This window comes from Marinobacter sp. PE14, from assembly GCF_053566155.1.
On record NZ_JBQXNY010000005.1, the window covers coordinates 114,693 to 131,617 of the forward strand.

The 16,925-nt window shown below is 56.8% G+C and carries 14 protein-coding genes; all 14 read left to right on the forward strand.

The genetic code is table 11. The features are described 5' to 3' along the window. The first annotated feature begins 14 nt into the window (after positions 1-14). The 14 genes from leuD (at position 15) to ACWJ62_RS16610 (ending at position 16,920) form a co-directional block, all read left to right on the forward strand. A complete protein-coding gene (gene leuD, locus ACWJ62_RS16545) occupies positions 15-662 on the forward strand; it encodes a 3-isopropylmalate dehydratase small subunit (RefSeq protein WP_449287184.1) in 648 nt (215 codons plus the stop codon). A 125-nt stretch (positions 663-787) separates the two neighbouring features. Next, positions 788-1,861 (forward strand): 3-isopropylmalate dehydrogenase, encoded by a 1,074-nt coding sequence (gene leuB, locus ACWJ62_RS16550; protein WP_449287185.1) that lies wholly within the window; start codon positions 788-790, stop codon positions 1,859-1,861. Positions 1,862-1,990: 129 nt separating this feature from the next. Then, a complete protein-coding gene (asd, locus tag ACWJ62_RS16555) occupies positions 1,991-3,106 on the forward strand; it encodes an aspartate-semialdehyde dehydrogenase (protein ID WP_449287186.1) in 1,116 nt (371 codons plus the stop codon). A gap of 314 nt (positions 3,107-3,420) precedes the next feature. Next, positions 3,421-6,681 carry a FimV/HubP family polar landmark protein gene (locus ACWJ62_RS16560; protein WP_449287187.1) on the forward strand — a complete coding sequence of 1,087 codons (3,261 nt, stop codon included), beginning with the start codon at positions 3,421-3,423 and terminating at the stop codon, positions 6,679-6,681. A 107-nt stretch (positions 6,682-6,788) separates the two neighbouring features. Next, on the forward strand, positions 6,789-7,697 hold the full coding sequence (gene truA, locus ACWJ62_RS16565; RefSeq protein ID WP_449287188.1) for a tRNA pseudouridine(38-40) synthase TruA: 909 nt from the start codon (positions 6,789-6,791) through the stop codon (positions 7,695-7,697). After that, the gene (locus ACWJ62_RS16570; RefSeq protein WP_449287189.1) at positions 7,694-8,323 is read left to right on the forward strand and encodes a phosphoribosylanthranilate isomerase; all 630 of its coding nucleotides are present in this window, start codon (positions 7,694-7,696) and stop codon (positions 8,321-8,323) included. Before truA ends, ACWJ62_RS16570 begins: the two co-directional genes overlap by 4 nt. Before the next feature lie 4 nt (positions 8,324-8,327). Beyond that, the gene (gene trpB, locus ACWJ62_RS16575; protein WP_449287309.1) at positions 8,328-9,524 is read left to right on the forward strand and encodes a tryptophan synthase subunit beta; all 1,197 of its coding nucleotides are present in this window, start codon (positions 8,328-8,330) and stop codon (positions 9,522-9,524) included. 19 nt (positions 9,525-9,543) lie between these two features. Further along, positions 9,544-10,356: a tryptophan synthase subunit alpha gene (gene trpA / locus ACWJ62_RS16580; protein WP_449287190.1), complete on the forward strand. Its 813-nt coding sequence runs from the start codon at positions 9,544-9,546 to the stop codon at positions 10,354-10,356. A 46-nt stretch (positions 10,357-10,402) separates the two neighbouring features. Next, positions 10,403-11,329: an acetyl-CoA carboxylase, carboxyltransferase subunit beta gene (gene accD / locus ACWJ62_RS16585; protein WP_449287191.1), complete on the forward strand. Its 927-nt coding sequence runs from the start codon at positions 10,403-10,405 to the stop codon at positions 11,327-11,329. Further along, positions 11,313-12,629 carry a bifunctional tetrahydrofolate synthase/dihydrofolate synthase gene (gene folC / locus ACWJ62_RS16590; protein WP_449287192.1) on the forward strand — a complete coding sequence of 439 codons (1,317 nt, stop codon included), beginning with the start codon at positions 11,313-11,315 and terminating at the stop codon, positions 12,627-12,629. Before accD ends, folC begins: the two co-directional genes overlap by 17 nt. Positions 12,630-12,758: 129 nt before the next feature. Further along, the gene (locus ACWJ62_RS16595) at positions 12,759-13,430 is read left to right on the forward strand and encodes an SPOR domain-containing protein (RefSeq protein ID WP_449287193.1); all 672 of its coding nucleotides are present in this window, start codon (positions 12,759-12,761) and stop codon (positions 13,428-13,430) included. Between the two features lie 91 nt (positions 13,431-13,521). Then, positions 13,522-14,091 carry a CvpA family protein gene (locus ACWJ62_RS16600; RefSeq protein WP_008171742.1) on the forward strand — a complete coding sequence of 190 codons (570 nt, stop codon included), beginning with the start codon at positions 13,522-13,524 and terminating at the stop codon, positions 14,089-14,091. 34 nt (positions 14,092-14,125) lie between these two features. Continuing rightward, positions 14,126-15,652: an amidophosphoribosyltransferase gene (purF, locus tag ACWJ62_RS16605; RefSeq protein WP_449287194.1), complete on the forward strand. Its 1,527-nt coding sequence runs from the start codon at positions 14,126-14,128 to the stop codon at positions 15,650-15,652. Positions 15,653-15,678: 26 nt separating this feature from the next. Next, positions 15,679-16,920 (forward strand): O-succinylhomoserine sulfhydrylase, encoded by a 1,242-nt coding sequence (locus ACWJ62_RS16610; protein WP_449287195.1) that lies wholly within the window; start codon positions 15,679-15,681, stop codon positions 16,918-16,920. The last annotated feature ends 5 nt before the right edge of the window (positions 16,921-16,925 follow it).

Here is a 16,925-nt window from a genome sequence, read left to right on the forward strand (position 1 = left end):
CACAGGAGAGAACCATGCGCGCATTCAAGCAACACCAGGGCGTTGTCGCCCCCATGGACCGTTCCAACGTGGATACGGACATGATTATTCCCAAGCAGTTTTTGAAGTCCATCAAGCGCACCGGCTTCGGCCCGAACCTGTTTGATGAGTTGCGGTATATGGATGAAGGCAAGCCGGATCAGGACTGTTCCGCCCGTCCGATTAATCCGGATTTTGTCCTGAATCAGGACCGCTTCAAGAACGCCAGTGTACTGTTGGCGCGACGTAACTTTGGCTGTGGTTCAAGCCGGGAGCACGCGCCCTGGGCTCTGGAGGATTTCGGCTTCCGGGTGATTATTGCTCCGAGCTTTGCCGATATTTTCTACAATAACTGCTTTAAGAATGGGCTGTTACCCATTGTTCTTCCGGAGGAAGTCGTCGATCGTTTATTCCGGGAAGTGGAGCAGAGTGAAGGCTATCAGTTGGCAGTTGACCTGGAAGCCAGGACTGTGACTACCCCGTCCGGCGAAACCTTTTGGTTTGAGGTGGATGATTTCCGTCGTCATTGCCTGCTGAACGGCCTCGACGATATCGGGGTCACTCTGGAGGATGCGGAGTTGATCACCGCCTACGAAGAAAGCCGCCGAAAGACCGCACCCTGGTTGTTTGGCGCTGGTAGCTGATTTTGGCGTCGGATTACGCTTCCGCTAATCCGACCTACCTGTCATCACGCCGGAACATAAGAAAACGTAGGTCGGATTAGCCGAAGGCGTAATCCGACACAAAGGAATGGAATTAAGGAAACAACATGTCCAGAACAATTCTGATGCTTCCGGGCGACGGTATCGGCCCGGAAATCGTCGCCGAAGCGGAAAAAGTGCTTCGCAAGATCAACGATCAGTTCAATCTCGACCTGAGTTTCGAGTCCGGCCTCGTGGGCGGCGCGGCCATTGATGAAGCTGACACACCGCTGCCGGATGAAACCCTCGAGAAGGCGACCAAAGCCGACGCAATTCTTTTGGGTGCGGTTGGCGGTCCTCAGTGGGACAGTCTGCCCATGGCCAAGCGCCCGGAGAAGGGGCTGCTGGGGTTGCGCTCCAACCTGGAGCTGTTCGCCAACCTGCGCCCGGCAATTCTTTATCCGCAACTGGCCTCCGCCTCTTCCCTGAAGCCGGAAGTTGTTTCCGGGCTGGATATCATGATTGTCCGTGAACTGACTGGCGGCATCTATTTTGGTCAGCCGCGCGGTGTGCGAGAACTGGAGAGCGGGGAGCGACAGGGTTACAACACCTACGCCTACACAGAATCGGAAATTCGTCGTATCGGGCGGGTGGCTTTCGAGGCCGCGCAGCAGCGGGGCAAGAAGTTGTGCTCCGTGGATAAGGCCAATGTGCTGGAAGTGACTGTTCTGTGGCGGGAAATCATGAACGATCTGCGCCGGGAATATCCGGATGTGGAGTTGTCCCATATGTACGTGGACAATGCCGCCATGCAGCTGGTCCGTGCACCCAAGCAGTTTGATGTGATTGTGACTGGCAACATGTTTGGTGATATTCTTTCGGACGAAGCGGCTATGCTCACCGGCTCGATTGGCATGTTGCCATCGGCGTCGCTGAACTCGGAAAAGCAGGGCATGTATGAGCCCTGCCACGGGTCTGCGCCGGATATTGCCGGGCAGGGCATTGCCAATCCGCTGGCCACCATCCTCAGTGCCGCCATGATGCTGCGGTACAGTCTGAATGAGGAAAAAGCCGCTGAAGCTATTGAAGCGGCGGTCAGCAAGGTCCTGGATCAGGGTCTGCGAACAGCAGACATCATGTCTGAGGGCGCAAAGAAAGTGTCCACCCGGGACATGGGTGAGGCGGTTCTGGCTGCGCTGTAAAGACCGGGCCCTGACAGGCGTATCTGAGACCCGACGGCAACGCGATGCAGTTGCCGCGGGATCATCCATCCTGTCCCTGCCAGCGATAGAGGTATGGGGCGGGCATAAAACGAGGTCTGAAGATCGCACATGAAGCGAGTTGGACTTGTAGGTTGGCGTGGCATGGTGGGCTCGGTCCTCATGCAGCGCATGCGTGAAGAAAACGATTTCGCCGATATCGAACCGGTCTTTTTCACCACATCCCAGGCTGGCAAGCCTGCGCCGGACGTGGGAAAAGACGAGGTTCCGCCTCTGCAGGACGCGTTTGACGTCGAGATTCTGAAAACGATGGATGTCATCGTGACCTGTCAGGGTGGCGACTATACCGGCGCGGTTTATCAGAAGCTTCGTGACGCGGGCTGGGAAGGTTACTGGGTTGATGCAGCCTCCACGCTGCGGATGGTCGACCATTCCGTGATTGTTCTGGATCCGGTGAACCGAAACGTGATTGATGCCGCACTCGAGAAAGGCGTCAAGGACTACATCGGTGGTAACTGCACCGTGAGCCTGATGATGTTGGCTCTGGGTGGGCTGCTGGAACAGGATCTGATCGAGTGGGTGTCGCCCATGACTTATCAGGCGGCTTCCGGTTCTGGCGCTCAGAACATGCGCGAGCTGTTGAACCAGATGGGCGAGCTGAACAACAGCGTCAAGACCGAGCTGGACGATCCTTCCTCCGCGATTCTGGAAATCGACCGCAAGGTGACCGAAACCATGCGTTCGGATGGTTTCCCGACCGAGCACTTCCAGGTGCCCCTGGCCGGTAGCCTTATCCCGTTCATCGACAAGCAGCTCGACAACGGCATGAGCAAGGAAGAGTGGAAGGCGGGTGTCGAGACCAACAAGATTCTCGGCCGCTCCGATAACCCGATTCCTATCGACGGCATCTGTGTGCGGATTGGCGCCATGCGCTCCCACAGTCAGGCACTGACCATCAAGCTGAAGAAGGATCTCCCGGTTTCTGAAATTGAGTCGATCCTTGCGAAAGCCAATGACTGGGTGAAGGTAATTCCCAATGACCGTGATGCGACCATTGAGGAACTGACTCCAGCGAAGGTGACCGGTACCTTGAGCGTTCCGATCGGGCGAATCCGCAAGCTGACCATGGGGCCGGAATATATTTCCGCGTTTACCGTGGGTGATCAGCTCCTGTGGGGTGCTGCCGAGCCGCTGCGCCGTATGCTCCGGATCCTTCAGGAGCGTTAAAAATTGTTACACAGAGGCAATAAATGCCAACTGTGTCCGGTTTCGGTAAACCGGTAAGGGGGCGGAGGCTGATTTCAGTCTCCGCCCCTGTTATTTTCAAGAGCGCTAGGTAGTTCCGCGCGATTGATAAAAAAATGGTACAAGGATTGCGGCTGATTGATTGATAAAAGAGGTTTTATCAACAATACTTGCCGGACTGAAAATTAAAAAGAACACATAATAACGAGAATTATCCAGACGGAAGTCATCCAACCTCGTCCGATTCTGTTTGAAAGAGAGCAGTAACGAATAACGGAGACTGGAAAGGAAAAAGCATGAAGGTACGCAAGCTTGCGGTTGCCCTGGCTCTGGCGGGAGGGCTCGGATCCGGCGTCGCACAGGCCCTGGGGCTGGGTGAAATAGAACTTCAGTCCTATCTGAACGAGCCACTGGACGCAGAGATTGTTCTGCCCCAAAGCCGTGGCGTCAATCCAGCGGACGTGTTCGTCAATATTGCCTCGGAACAGTCATATGAGCGGGTGGGGCTGGATCGCAACCAGTTTCTCAGCAAGCTCAGGTTCCAGGTGGTCACCGGCAATGATGGCAGTCTCATTGTCAATGTTTCCTCGCGTGAGCCGCTGAGGGAGCCGTACCTCAACTTCCTGCTCGAGTTGACCTGGCCAAATGGCCGGTTAATGCGGGAATACGCCGTGCTGGTGGATCCACCCGTATACGCGGAAGAGTCGGGCGTGCAGGAACAGGTCAGCACTCCAACAGTCTCCACGTCCCAGACAACCAGCCAGCCGACGACCACTCGCAGTGCCGAGTCAGTTCGTCGCCAGGCTCAGGCAGAACAGTCGCTGGGTTCCGGATATCAGGCCAATACATTCGGGCCCACCGGAGCTTCAGACACTCTGTGGACCATCGCCTCTCAGGTGCGTCCAAACAACAGTGTCTCGATGCAGCAGGTCATGCTGGCAATCCAGGACCTGAACCCGAACGCATTCATTGGCAATAACATCAATCGCCTGAAGCGCGGCGAAGTGCTGCGCGTCCCGTCTCTGGATCAGATCCAGAGTCGCACTCGCGCTGAAGCTACCCGCGTGGTTGCCCAGCAGAATCAGGAATTCCAGTCTCCCCAGCGCACTGTGGATGCAACCGCGGAGCAGCAGCCGGCGTCTGCGCCTCAGCAGCAGGCTGGTGCCGGAGGCGATGAGCTGAAACTGGTGGTCTCTGAGGATGCCGGTAGTGAGTCCAGCGAAAGTGGCTCCGCAGGCGGTGACAGCGAACTCCCTGGCGGCGTTGATGCCGGCACAGCGGTCGCGATGGAAGAGCTTGAAAGCGCGCGCCGTGAGAACAATGAGCTGAACAGTCGCGTCGAGGATCTGCAGGATCAGGTGCAGACTCTGCAGCGCCTGCTTGAGCTCAAAAATACCCAGCTTGCTGAAATGCAGCAGACTGCCGGTGATGAAACGGCAGAGCAGCCCGCACCCGTTGAAGGTCAGGTTGACGATGGCGGGGCAGAGGCGTCTGTCGCCATGGACGATGCCGCTGAAGGTGATACGGCTACTGCTGTTGATGCTGACATGATGGACGGTGAAGCTGAAGGTGCCGAAGGTTCGGGCGAATCAGCCGATATGGCCGAGTCCGAGGCCATGGTCGACGAAACTGACGAAATGGTCGGTTCCGGTCAAGGAGCCGATGATCAGATGGGTGCCGATGCCGGTGACGCATCAGAACAGGCGGATATGTCTGGAGCGGATGAGTCGGTGGATGTGGCCGCTGACGATGCGGTTGAAGAGACTGAAGCGGCGGAGCCAGCCCCGACACAAACAGAGCAGTCCGCCGAGCCTGCGCCCAAGCCTGCTCAACAGGCTCCGGCTGCCGACAAAGGGTTCCCCGGCAACGTTATTGATGCCATTACTGGCAATCCGATGTATCAGATTGCCCTTGGTGGCGGTCTGATCGTTCTCCTGTTGCTTCTCCTGCTGCTTGCTCGTCGCAATGCAAACCGGGAAAAGGCGTTTTACGAACAGCTGAACAATGAAACCGACGAAGAAACGGATTCCTTTGATCTGAGCCTGGATGAAGAGGATCAGCAGTCAGCGGCAGGCGACGCCCTGGCGGAGGCTGACTCTTACATTGCCTACGGCCAGCATGATCGGGCTGCCCAAGCTCTGGAAACCGCAATTTCCCGTGAGCCCAGTCGCACCGATCTGCGCCTGAAGCTGCTGGGTGTCTATGCCGATACCCAGGATCGCGACTCTTTCGAAAAACAATTCGGAGAGGTCGAGGCTCTGGACGATGAAGAAGCGCTGACCACCGCGAACGAGCTGCGCGAGCGGCTGGAAGAGGCGGAGTCGATGCCCAGCATTGATGACCTTGAGTCTGAGTTGCGTTCCGATTCGTTTGCTACGTCCTTTGATTCTGAAGAAATTGGTGATGAGTCAACTGAGAAGCAGGGTAGGCCGGAATCTGACGAGCTTCTTGCCGATCAGTTTGATTCCGAGAAAGAAGAGCCGGCCGAGAACGAGTTTGGTGACTTCGATTCAGATCTTTCAGAGACTGATTTCTCCGATTTCGAGCTTGATGAGCTTGACGAATCCGAGACCTCCAAGTCGACCAAGGAGGACGTGTCTGAAGAGGACAAAGAGGAAAGCCGGGACGACATGATCGAATACGATCTGTCGGGTCTGGAGCTGGAATCGGATGAAGAAAAGCCTTCGACCGAAGACACCTCTGAGCTTGAGGAGTCCACAGACTGGGATCTGTCTTCGGAATTCGAAGCGGACTCTGAAAAGCCATCCGGCGGAGATCAGGGGCTCGACGATTCTGATGACGACCTGAGCCTTGATCTGGAAGAGGGTGATCTGGACGAAGGAGACCTGGCGGAGGAGCAACCAGCAGGAAAGCCGGAAACCACATCTGAGGAAGTCTCGGAGCAGGATGCTGATACTGACGGCGAATCCGACATTGATTCGTTGGACGAGTCATTCCTGGACGAGCTCGATGCGGAACTGGACAAGGTGGCCGGTGAAGAAGACGAGATTGGTGGCAGTGAAATGGAAGAATCTTCGCTGGATGATCTGGAACTCGATGTCTCCGATGAAGACCTGGCCCTGATGGAAGAGTTTTCCGATTCGGCCGATTCAGCCAATCCCGAGGAGAGTGAAGAAGCGTCACTCGATGAAGAGCTTGGTCTTGAGGACACGCTCGGTGAGGGCGATGCAGAAGAATCGGATCCTGAACAGACTGTTGAAGACGCAGAGGATCTTGAGCAACTGGGTGTAACCGATGAGCTAGAAGACTCGGAGACACCTGAGAATGATCTCGATCTCCCAGTTGCGTCTGATGAGGTTTCCGATGAGTCGCGCAAATCGCAGGCTGCGGACATTGAGGAAAGCGAACTCGGTGACGAAGACGATTTCGACTTCCTGGCTGGAACCGATGAGGCCGCGACCAAGCTGGATCTCGCGCGGGCCTACATCGAGATGGGTGACGCTGACGGAGCTCGCGACATTCTGGAAGAAGTCTCCCTTGAAGGAAACGAAGATCAGAAAGCAGAGGCGCAAGACCTCCTTAAAAATCTGTCCTGATCCGTTATAATCGGATCTGACAGGTAGCAAGCGCCGGCCGCCGGGTTTCTTCCCGGCAACAAGGTCGGCGCTTTGTTTTTATAGAACCACTCTCTTCGGATTCGCACTTGTTTCTCGAGACTCAGCAGCTCACCACCGATAACGCCTTAGGCGCGGGCCGCGTCGCACTTGCCTTCGAATATGATGGGCGTGGATTTCATGGCTGGCAGCTTCAGAAATCCGGTGTCCGATCGGTAGAAGCAGAACTGACGGCAGCGGTGGCAAAGGTTGCGGACCATCCAGTTGATCTGGTGTGCGCGGGCCGTACGGATGCCGGCGTGCACGCCAGTTATCAGATCGCCCATTTTGACACTCCGTCTGTTCGTAACCTGCGCTCCTGGGTTATGGGTATAAACACAGCTCTGCCCGAGGACATTTCCGTGCACTGGGCCGGAAATGGAGTCGGTGATTTCCATGCTCGGTTTTCCGCGACCTATCGGCGTTACCGTTACATCATCTACAACCATCCAGTGCGCCCGGGTATACAGCGGGGCCAGGTAAGCTGGACCTTCCGCCCACTGGACGCAGATCGCATGCACAAGGCCGCTCAGGCATTGGCCGGAGAACATGATTTTTCCTCTTTCCGAGCGGCCGGGTGTCAGTCCCGAACACCGATTCGGTTTCTGGAACGGATTTCGGTAACCCGGAAGCGGGATTATGTCGTAATAGACGTGCAGGCCAATGCGTTTTTGCATCACATGGTGCGGAATATCGCCGGTGCCCTGATGGCGGTTGGTTCGGGAAAGCAGCGACCGGAGTGGATTCATGAGATACTGGAGGCCAGAGATAGGACAGCTGCAGGTGTAACCGCGCCTCCCCACGGTCTATATCTGGTCGATGTGGGGTACCCGGAGGAATTCGGGATTCCCGCTGTCGAATGCGGCCCGGGCTTTCTGCGGCCGTGGTTCAGTCGAGGCGAAAACAGTCCGTTCACCCCAACACACATCCATGTCAAACAGCGGATTCCAAGCCAATGAGCGCAAGGGTCAAAATTTGCGGTCTTACCCGTCCCGAGGATATCGACGGGGCTGTTCATTACGGCGCCGACGCTCTCGGTCTGGTTTTTTATGAGCCCAGTCCCCGATCAGTGTCGTTGGAGCAGGCCGCCGAGTTGGCAAAGCGTGTTCCGGCGTTCATGTCGGTGGTTGGATTATTTGTTAACCCATCCAGGCAGGAAGTCGAGGCGGTTCTCGAGCGGGTGCCACTGGATTTGCTGCAGTTTCATGGCGACGAATCGGCGGATTTCTGCGCCGGTTTTGGTCGACGCTGGATCAAGGCCATCCGGGTCCGTGAGGCCGGGCAGATTGAAACCGCCTTCGAGGAGTTTTACAACGCATCCGGCCTGCTGGTCGACGCCTGGGATCCGGACCGGTATGGAGGCACAGGAAAATCGTTTAACTGGGATCTGATCCCTGACTACCGGCCGCTTCCGATCATATTGGCCGGGGGGTTGTCATCTGATAACGTATTTGCCGCTGTAAAGCAGGTGAAACCCTGGGCTGTAGATGTCAGTGGCGGCGTTGAACAGGACAAAGGCATCAAGGATATCCAGAAAATTTCTCATTTTATTAAAGAGGTTCACCGTGTCTGTAAAACTGACTGAAGAAATGCTGAGCGCACTGCCGGACGCGCGGGGTCACTTCGGGGCCTTTGGTGGGCGTTTTGTTTCCGAGACTCTGATGGATTCCCTGATGACGCTCGAGAAAGAATACGCTCGCCTGAAGAAAGATCCGGAATTCCAGGCGCAGTTTGATAAAGAACTGGCAGACTATGTGGGCCGGCCAACGCCTTTGTATTTTGCCGAACGCCTCAGCCGCGAAACCGGGGGCGCCCAGATCTGGCTGAAGCGTGAGGATCTTTGTCACACCGGCGCTCACAAGGTGAACAACACCATCGGCCAGGCCTTGCTTGCGAGCTTCCTCGGCAAGAAGCGGATTATTGCCGAAACCGGTGCCGGCCAGCACGGTGTGGCCACCGCCACGGTCTGTGCGCGTTTGGGGCTTGAGTGCCATGTGTTCATGGGTGCCGAGGATGTCCAGCGTCAGTCTCTGAACGTGTTCCGTATGAAGCTGCTAGGTGCAACAGTGCATTCTGTCCAGGGCGGTACCAAGACCCTGAAAGATGCCATGAATGACGCGATGCGTGACTGGGTGGCGAATGTCGACGATACCTTCTACATCATCGGTACCGTTGCTGGTCCACACCCGTATCCACTGCTGGTCCGTGACTTCCAGTCAGTGATCGGACGTGAAACTCGCCGCCAGGCTCTCGAGAAAACCGGAAAGTTGCCAGATGCGCTGGTGGCCTGTGTCGGTGGCGGCTCCAACGCCATCGGGATGTTCTACCCGTTCCTGGCTGATGAGTCGGTGGAGCTTTACGGTGTAGAAGCGGGCGGCCTTGGTATTGAAACCGGCAAGCACGCAGCACCGCTCTGTGCCGGCCGTCCGGGTGTGCTTCATGGCAACCGCACCTACCTTATGGAAGACGAGAATGGCCAGATCGCGGGCACCCATTCGGTCAGTGCCGGCCTCGATTATCCAGGTGTCGGGCCCGAGCACAGCTGGTTGAAGGATATTGGTAGGGCGCACTATGTTTCCGTGACTGATGACGAAGCCATGGAAGGATTCCGGAAGCTGACCAGGGTAGAGGGCATTATGCCCGCTCTGGAAACCGCTCACGCAGTTGCTTATGCCATCAAACTGGCGGCGACCATGGATAAAGACCAGACCGTCGTTATCAACGTTTCCGGGCGTGGCGACAAGGACATCAACACGGTTGCCAAGCTTGAAGGCATCGAGATCTGAAGAATAAACAGGAGCAGGCATGAGCCGAATTGAAGGGGTCCTCAAGGCCCTGAAAGGACAAGGTCGGAAGGCACTAATTCCCTATATTACCGCCGGTGACCCGCATCCCGATGTCACGGTAGATCTGATGCACACGCTGGTTGAGGCGGGCGCAGATATTATCGAGCTGGGCGTGCCGTTCTCCGACCCCATGGCAGACGGCCCGGTAATCCAGCTTGCCTGTGAGCGGGCGCTGGTGCACGGAACCTCGCTGCGACAGGTGATTTCCATGGTCAAGGAGTTCCGGAAGTCAGACGATGCAACTCCGGTGGTTTTGATGGGCTACCTGAACCCGATGGAAGCCATGGGCTACGAGCGTTTTGCAGATGCTGCCAAAGATGCTGGCGTCGATGGCATTCTGACCGTTGATTTGCCACCGGAGGAGGCCGACGAGGTTGCTCCGCTATTTACCCAGCGAAATCTCGACGCCATATTCCTGCTCTCACCGACCACTACCGATGATCGGATCCGGGCAATCAGTGAGCACTCCTCCGGTTATGTGTACTATGTTTCTATCAAGGGTGTAACGGGATCGGCCACTATTAACGTGGAAGAGGTGGCTTCCAAGGTGAATCATATTCACGAACTGACAGCTCTCCCGGTCGGTGTTGGTTTCGGGATTCGTGATGCGGAAACTGCCGCAGCGGTCGGTCGGGTATCCGATGGTGTAATTGTTGGCAGCGTCCTGGTCGATACAATAGCCAGAAATCAGGCAGATACCGACCAGCTCAAACGGGCATTGACGGATCTGCTCCACCCGATGCGCGAAGCACTGGACAGTCTCGCCTCCTGAATGAAAGGGAGGAGGGCAAACAGGCGTCAAAGGACAGGATGAGACCATGAGTAACTGGCTGGACAAGATCATGCCGAGCAAGATTCGCTCGGATTCCAAGCAGAGAACCGGAGTGCCAGAGGGGCTATGGAAGAAGTGCCCCAAATGTGGCGCCTTTCTCTACAAGCCGGAACTTGAGAAAAACCTGGATGTTTGCCCCAAATGCAACCACCACATGAGGGTCACTGCCCGCCGTCGTCTGGACGTTTTTCTTGACCCGGAAGGACGGGAAGAAATCGCCTCTGAGCTCGAGCCTTGGGATCGGCTTAAGTTCAAGGACAGTAAGCGGTACAAAGACCGTCTGTCTCAGGCCCAGAAAGGCACCGGTGAGAAAGATGCACTGGTGGCCATGAAAGGCACCACGCTCGGTGTGCCCTTGGTTGCCTGTTCCTTTGAGTTTGGCTTCCTGGGCGGCTCCATGGGTCAGGTGGTTGGCGAAAAATTCGTCCAGGCAGCCAATGTTGCCCTCAAGGAGCGAATTCCGCTGATTTGTTTCTCGGCCAGTGGCGGTGCCCGGATGCAGGAAGCCATTCTGTCGCTGATGCAGATGTCGAAGACGGCCGCAGTGCTTGAGCGGATGAAACTTGAGGGGATTCCCTACATTTCGGTAATGACAGATCCCGTGTTCGGTGGCGTGTCTGCCAGTCTGGCCATGCTGGGCGATCTCAACATTGCAGAGCCGAACGCATTGATCGGCTTTGCGGGCCCGCGAGTTATCGAGCAGACGGTTCGTGAAAAACTGCCGGAAGGTTTCCAGCGCAGTGAGTTCCTTCTCGAGCATGGCGCCATCGATATGATTCTCCATCGCCATCAATTACGTGAACGCATTGCCCATGTATTGGCCAAGTTTACCGGTCACGAGCGCCCGGGAACGGAAGAGCCCATCGAGTTTGAAGTCTCGGAGAAGCCCGAAACCGATGCCCCTGCCGAGTAACCCTGCCGACCGGTCCCCGGCCTCGCCGGGGGCTGGTGCCACTGTCGATCAGTGGCTTACCTACCTGGAAGCGATACACCCTACAGAGATTGATCTTGGCCTGGACCGGGTTCTTGTGGTTCTGCGGCGGTTGTTCCGGCGTAAGCCGTCCGCCCGGATCATCACTGTGGCTGGCACTAACGGCAAAGGCAGCGCGGTTGCTGCTGTCGAGTCACTTTTGCGCGCGGCTGGTCGCCGGACCGGCGCCTATACCTCACCCCATCTACAGCGCTATAACGAACGTGTTCGCGTTAATGGTGAGGATATCTCCGACGACGCACTTGTCAGGGCGTTCGAAGCGGTCGAGGCTGCACGCGGCAATGTTTCCCTTACCTATTTTGAATTCGGAACCCTGGCCGCTTTCGTGGCCTTTGCCGAGGCTGGCCTGGATGATTGGGTGCTGGAAGTTGGTCTTGGTGGGCGACTGGATGCTGTTAATGTGCTGGATGCGGATTTCGCCATCCTGACATCGGTGGACATCGATCATGTTGCCTTCCTTGGCGACAATCGCGAAGTCATCGGGTTTGAAAAGGCCGGGGTCCTGAGGCCGGGTATCCCCTCGGTCTATGCCGATACCGATCCGCCACGTTCGGTGCTTCAGCAGGCCACTGCGCAGAAAGTCGAATTGGCTCTTCTGGGACGGGATTATGAGCTGGTGACGGAGCAGCAGACTGGCCCTGATGCTTCGGCAGTGGTGCTTCGCCATAAAGACCAGGCGATTCGTCTGCCGGCCGGTCCCCTGCCGATCAAAAGTGTGGCAGCAGGCGTGGTCGCCATGCGCCATCTCGAACCGAACCTGCCGGTATCAGTTATTGAGCAGGTGCTTTCACGTCTGAGCGTGCCCGGGCGTTTCGAGCGTCTCGGATCCTCACCGGATATCTTTCTGGATGTTGGTCATAACCCCCACGCTGCCAGCTGGTTGTCCGGTCAACTGAGCCAGCTAAAGTCTCCGGGCAGACGGGTGCATGCGGTTTATGGCGCCCTGGCGGACAAGGACGTGGCAGGTGTGGGCAGAGCCATGGTTGACGTGGTTGATGCCTGGTATCTGTCGAGTCTCAAGGTGCCAAGAGGCCTGTCCGGTCGGGATCTGCAAGCGAGGCTGGGCGGTTCGGGCATCCAGGCGCCGGCTTTTGAATCCGTGCGAGAGGCGTTGGTTTCAGCATTGGCCGTGGCTGGCCCGGCAGATCTTGTGGTTGTGTTCGGTTCTTTCTTCACGGTCGCTGAAGGACGCGAGATTCTGCTAGCTGGCAAGATAGCTTGAAGCTAGGCAGGCCGCCTTAAACTTTGTCCATGGCCGCGCCTGACACTTTGAGTTCCGGTTGCCGGCCAGTTAGTATCTGCGCATGGGTGCCCGTCGGGGCGCAGTCATAACAGTTGGGAGCCTAGCAACGTGGATGGACTGAAACAGAGAATAATCGGGGCGCTGGTACTTGTTTCCCTGGCGGTTATCTTTGTTCCCATGCTTTTTGATGAGCCCCATTCCGAGCGCACGTCCACGACCATCAAGATTCCGGAAGAGCCGCCTTTCCCTGAAGTGGAAGCGCCCGAATCGGAATTGGCGCCGGCGCCGTCTTACGGTCTTGAGTCCAGTGATAGCGACCTGGCAGCACCATCAGGCGCGCAGGAGGCGGGTGATTCACCGGGTTACCGCATCCTCGAAGAGGCTCCCGGCCAGGATGAGGAGCAGGACACAACAGATTCGTCCGATGCTGGCCAGCCCGAGACCGACAACGCTCAGGAATCTGCCAGCGAGCCGGCTGAGACACCCGATCAAACCTCTGAGAACGCTGCCACAGAAGCTGCGGAGTATGAGCGGTCTCTGGAAGGCGCCTGGGTAGTCCAGCTGGGGAGCTTCGGCAATTCCGATAACGCCCGCCGCTTAAGGGATCAGGTCCGGGAAAAGGGCTATGGCTCGCATCTTCAGGAGGTTGTCCGGGGCGACACAACGCTGACAAGGGTCTTCAGCGGGCCCTTTACGTCGAAAACCGAGGCCGAATCCGCCAAAAGGGCTCTGGACGATGCCTTTGGTCTTAACAGTCTGGTGACCTCCGGCGAAAAATAACGCCCGGGATCCGGTTTATGTGTGTCTTGCGGTTTGGCGAACCGGGGTTTCCTGATAGAATTCGCGCTTCCTTTTCTCCACCGGGTTTTCAATGGAAGCGCTGATCTGGATTGACTGGGTCATTATCGCCCTGATTACAGTTTCCACCCTCATCAGTCTGAAACGGGGCTTTGTACGGGAAGCCCTCTCGCTGGTGACCTGGGTGGGCGCGTTCATCCTGGCCAGAACCTTCCACCCCCAGATGCAGTCCCTGCTGGAAAGCACGGTTGAAACGCCGCTTGTCCGGCTTATTGCTGCTTTTGCCATACTTTTCTTTGGAACGCTCATCGTCGGTGCCATCATCAACAACATGATCGGCCATCTGATTCGGGCCACCGGCTTGTCGGCCACCGATCGGGTGCTGGGTATGGGTTTTGGCCTTCTGCGGGGCGTGGTGGTGGTGATCGTTGCGATTGCATTTACCCGTTACACACCGCTGGCTCAGGATACCTGGTGGCGCACCTCGATCATTATTGATCGCCTGGCGGTGGTGGAAGACTGGTCCAGACGGACCCTGGGCGATGAATTTGCGCGGTTTCTTGGGCCTGCGCCCGAAAACGCGCCGGAACCGGATTCCGTTACAGAGCAGGAAGGCGTGGAACCCGCGTCCGTGTCCCGCTAACATTCAGATTTAACACTCGGAGATACACTTATCCATGTGTGGCATTGTCGGCATCGTCAGTACTTCCAACGTCAATCAGTCGCTCTATGATGCGCTGACTGTACTTCAGCACCGGGGCCAGGACGCGGCGGGCATTGTGACATTTCAGGATGAACGGTTTTTCCTCCGCAAGGACAATGGCCTGGTACGCGATGTCTTCCATACCCGTCATATGCGTCGGTTGGTGGGCAACGTTGGTATAGGCCATGTTCGCTATCCAACGGCCGGTAGCTCCAGCTCTGCCGAGGCCCAGCCCTTCTACGTGAACAGCCCGTACGGCATTACCCTGGCTCACAACGGCAACCTGACCAATGCTGATGATCTGAGCAAGGACCTGTTCCGGACCGACCTGCGCCACATCAACACGAACTCCGATTCGGAAGTTCTGTTGAACGTGTTCGCCCATGAGCTGCAGAAGCTTGGCAAGCTGGACCCGACCAAGGATGAGATCTTTTCTGCGGTCAGTGCGGTTCACAAACGTTGCCGGGGCGCCTACGCCGTGATTGCGATGATTACCGGCTATGGCATTGTTGGCTTCCGGGACCCGAATGGTATCCGGCCTGCCTGCTATGGTGAACGCACAGACGAGAATGGCCGCAAGGAATACATGATTGCCTCCGAAAGCGTTGCTCTGAGCGCGGCGGGCTACACCCTAGTGCGCGATATCGCGCCGGGTGAGGCGGTCTATATCGAAACTGACGGCACCCTGTATACCCGCCAGTGCGCTGAGCAGCCGCATCTGTACCCGTGCATTTTCGAACACGTGTATTTTGCCCGGCCTGACTCCATTATTGACAAGGTGTCTGTTTACAAGGCTCGTCTGCGTATGGGCGAAACCCTCGCAGAGAAAGTACTCCGCGAGACACCGGATCACGATATCGACGTGGTTATGCCGATTCCGGACACCAGCCGGACATCAGCCATGCAGATGGCGCATCGTCTGGGTGTGAAATTCCGGGAAGGCTTTATCAAAAACCGCTACATCGGCCGGACATTTATCATGCCAGGCCAGAAGATGCGCAAGAAATCGGTCCGACAGAAGCTCAACCCGATTGATCTTGAGTTTCGTGGCAAAAACGTGATGCTGGTGGATGATTCCATCGTTCGCGGTACCACCTGCAAGGAAATTGTCCAAATGGCGCGCGATGCTGGTGCCCGTAAGGTCTATTTTGCGTCTGCGGCGCCCCCGGTGCGCTACCCGAACGTTTACGGTATCGACATGCCCTCCGCCAGTGAGCTGATTGCCCATGGCCGCACCGTAGAGCAAATCCGGGAGCTGATCGGCGCCGACTGGCTGTTGTATCAGGATCTGGAGGATCTCATAACCTGCGTCAGTGACGTGAACGATGACGTCGAGGGTTGGGAGTGCTCCGTATTTACCGGCGATTACGTGACCGGTGATATTGATGAAGCCTATCTGAGCCGCATTGACGGCTTGCGCAATGACGAAAAGCGATCCGAGAGTGCCGGTGGCGCTGACGGGGACAACGGTATTATTGACTTGCATAACGACGAAGACTGAACGCCGCTTTCAGGCAGGAGATGTAGATGACTTTTCGCCGCGAAGAAACTGTCTGGATCCCGGAATCCGATCTGGATGGGATGTCCGTGGACACCCTGGCCGTCAGGGCAGGGCAGATCCGCACCGGACAGCTCGAGCACAGCGACGCCATATTTCCCACGTCCAGCTTTGTTTATGGCAGTGCGGCGCAGGCGGCGGCGCGATTTGGCGGTGAAGAGCCCGGCAACATCTACTCCCGGTTTACCAACCCGACGGTCCAGGCATTTGAAGGCCGTATCGCTGCCATGGAAGGCGGTGAGCGTGCGGTCGCCACGGCCTCCGGTATGTCCGCCATACTGAGTACCTGCATGGCTCTGTTACAGAGCGGCGACCATGTGATCTGCTCCCGGGGTGTTTTCGGCACTACCAACGTGCTGTTCCAAAAATACATGGCGCGTTTTGGCGTGGAAACCACGTTTGTCAGCCTGACAGATATGGAAGAATGGCAGGCCTCTGTCCGTCCTGAAACCCGGATGCTGTTTATTGAAACGCCGTCCAATCCTCTGTGCGAAGTGGCGGATATTGCGGCTCTGGGGCAGCTGGCAAGAGACAACGACGCCCTGTTCGTGGTTGATAACTGTTTTTGCACGCCAGTGCTTCAGCGTCCGTTGGAGCAGGGCGCAGACATCGTGATCCACTCCGCAACCAAATATCTGGATGGTCAGGGCCGCTGCGTGGGCGGCGTGGTGGTCGGGTCTGAAAAGATGATGGAAGAGGTCTATGGCTTCTTGCGTTCGGCCGGTCCCACCATGAGCCCTTTCAACGCCTGGGTATTCCAGAAGGGCCTGGAAACCTTACCAATTCGTATGCGCGCCCACTGTGACAATGCGTTAGAGTTGGCCCTGTGGCTGGAGCAACAGCCGGCGGTTGAACGTGTTTTCTATGCCGGTCTCCAGAGTCATCCGCAACATGAGCTGGCAAAAAAACAGCAAACCGGATTTGGTGGTGTGTTGTCCTTCCAGCTCAAGGGCGCGAGAGAAGAGGCCTGGGCCTTCATTGATGGCACTCGAATGGTTTCCATCACGGCAAACCTGGGTGACGTTAAAACCACGATTACACATCCGGCCACGACGACTCACGGGCGATTATCTCCGGAGGATAAGGCGAGGGCCGGAATTACGGAAAACCTGATCAGGCTTTCCGTGGGAATCGAAGCTGTTGAAGACCTGAAAACCGATCTTGAAAGGGGCTTTCAGGCGCTTCGGAACGCAAGCACCGATAACGTCTGAGCATT

What these genes read in the sequence shown, in the direction of transcription:
- trpA (WP_449287190.1), top strand. Translation starts at nt 9,544, where the DNA reads ATGAGCCGAATTGAAGGGGTCCTCAAGGCCCTGAAAGGACAAGGTCGG.
- ACWJ62_RS16570 (WP_449287189.1), top strand. Translation starts at nt 7,694, where the DNA reads ATGAGCGCAAGGGTCAAAATTTGCGGTCTTACCCGTCCCGAGGATATC.
- folC (WP_449287192.1), top strand. Translation starts at nt 11,313, where the DNA reads ATGCCCCTGCCGAGTAACCCTGCCGACCGGTCCCCGGCCTCGCCGGGG.
- accD (WP_449287191.1), top strand. Translation starts at nt 10,403, where the DNA reads ATGAGTAACTGGCTGGACAAGATCATGCCGAGCAAGATTCGCTCGGAT.
- ACWJ62_RS16600 (WP_008171742.1), top strand. Translation starts at nt 13,522, where the DNA reads ATGGAAGCGCTGATCTGGATTGACTGGGTCATTATCGCCCTGATTACA.
- purF (WP_449287194.1), top strand. Translation starts at nt 14,126, where the DNA reads ATGTGTGGCATTGTCGGCATCGTCAGTACTTCCAACGTCAATCAGTCG.
- leuD (WP_449287184.1), top strand. Translation starts at nt 15, where the DNA reads ATGCGCGCATTCAAGCAACACCAGGGCGTTGTCGCCCCCATGGACCGT.
- leuB (WP_449287185.1), top strand. Translation starts at nt 788, where the DNA reads ATGTCCAGAACAATTCTGATGCTTCCGGGCGACGGTATCGGCCCGGAA.
- trpB (WP_449287309.1), top strand. Translation starts at nt 8,328, where the DNA reads ATGCTGAGCGCACTGCCGGACGCGCGGGGTCACTTCGGGGCCTTTGGT.
- ACWJ62_RS16610 (WP_449287195.1), top strand. Translation starts at nt 15,679, where the DNA reads ATGACTTTTCGCCGCGAAGAAACTGTCTGGATCCCGGAATCCGATCTG.
- asd (WP_449287186.1), top strand. Translation starts at nt 1,991, where the DNA reads ATGAAGCGAGTTGGACTTGTAGGTTGGCGTGGCATGGTGGGCTCGGTC.
- ACWJ62_RS16560 (WP_449287187.1), top strand. Translation starts at nt 3,421, where the DNA reads ATGAAGGTACGCAAGCTTGCGGTTGCCCTGGCTCTGGCGGGAGGGCTC.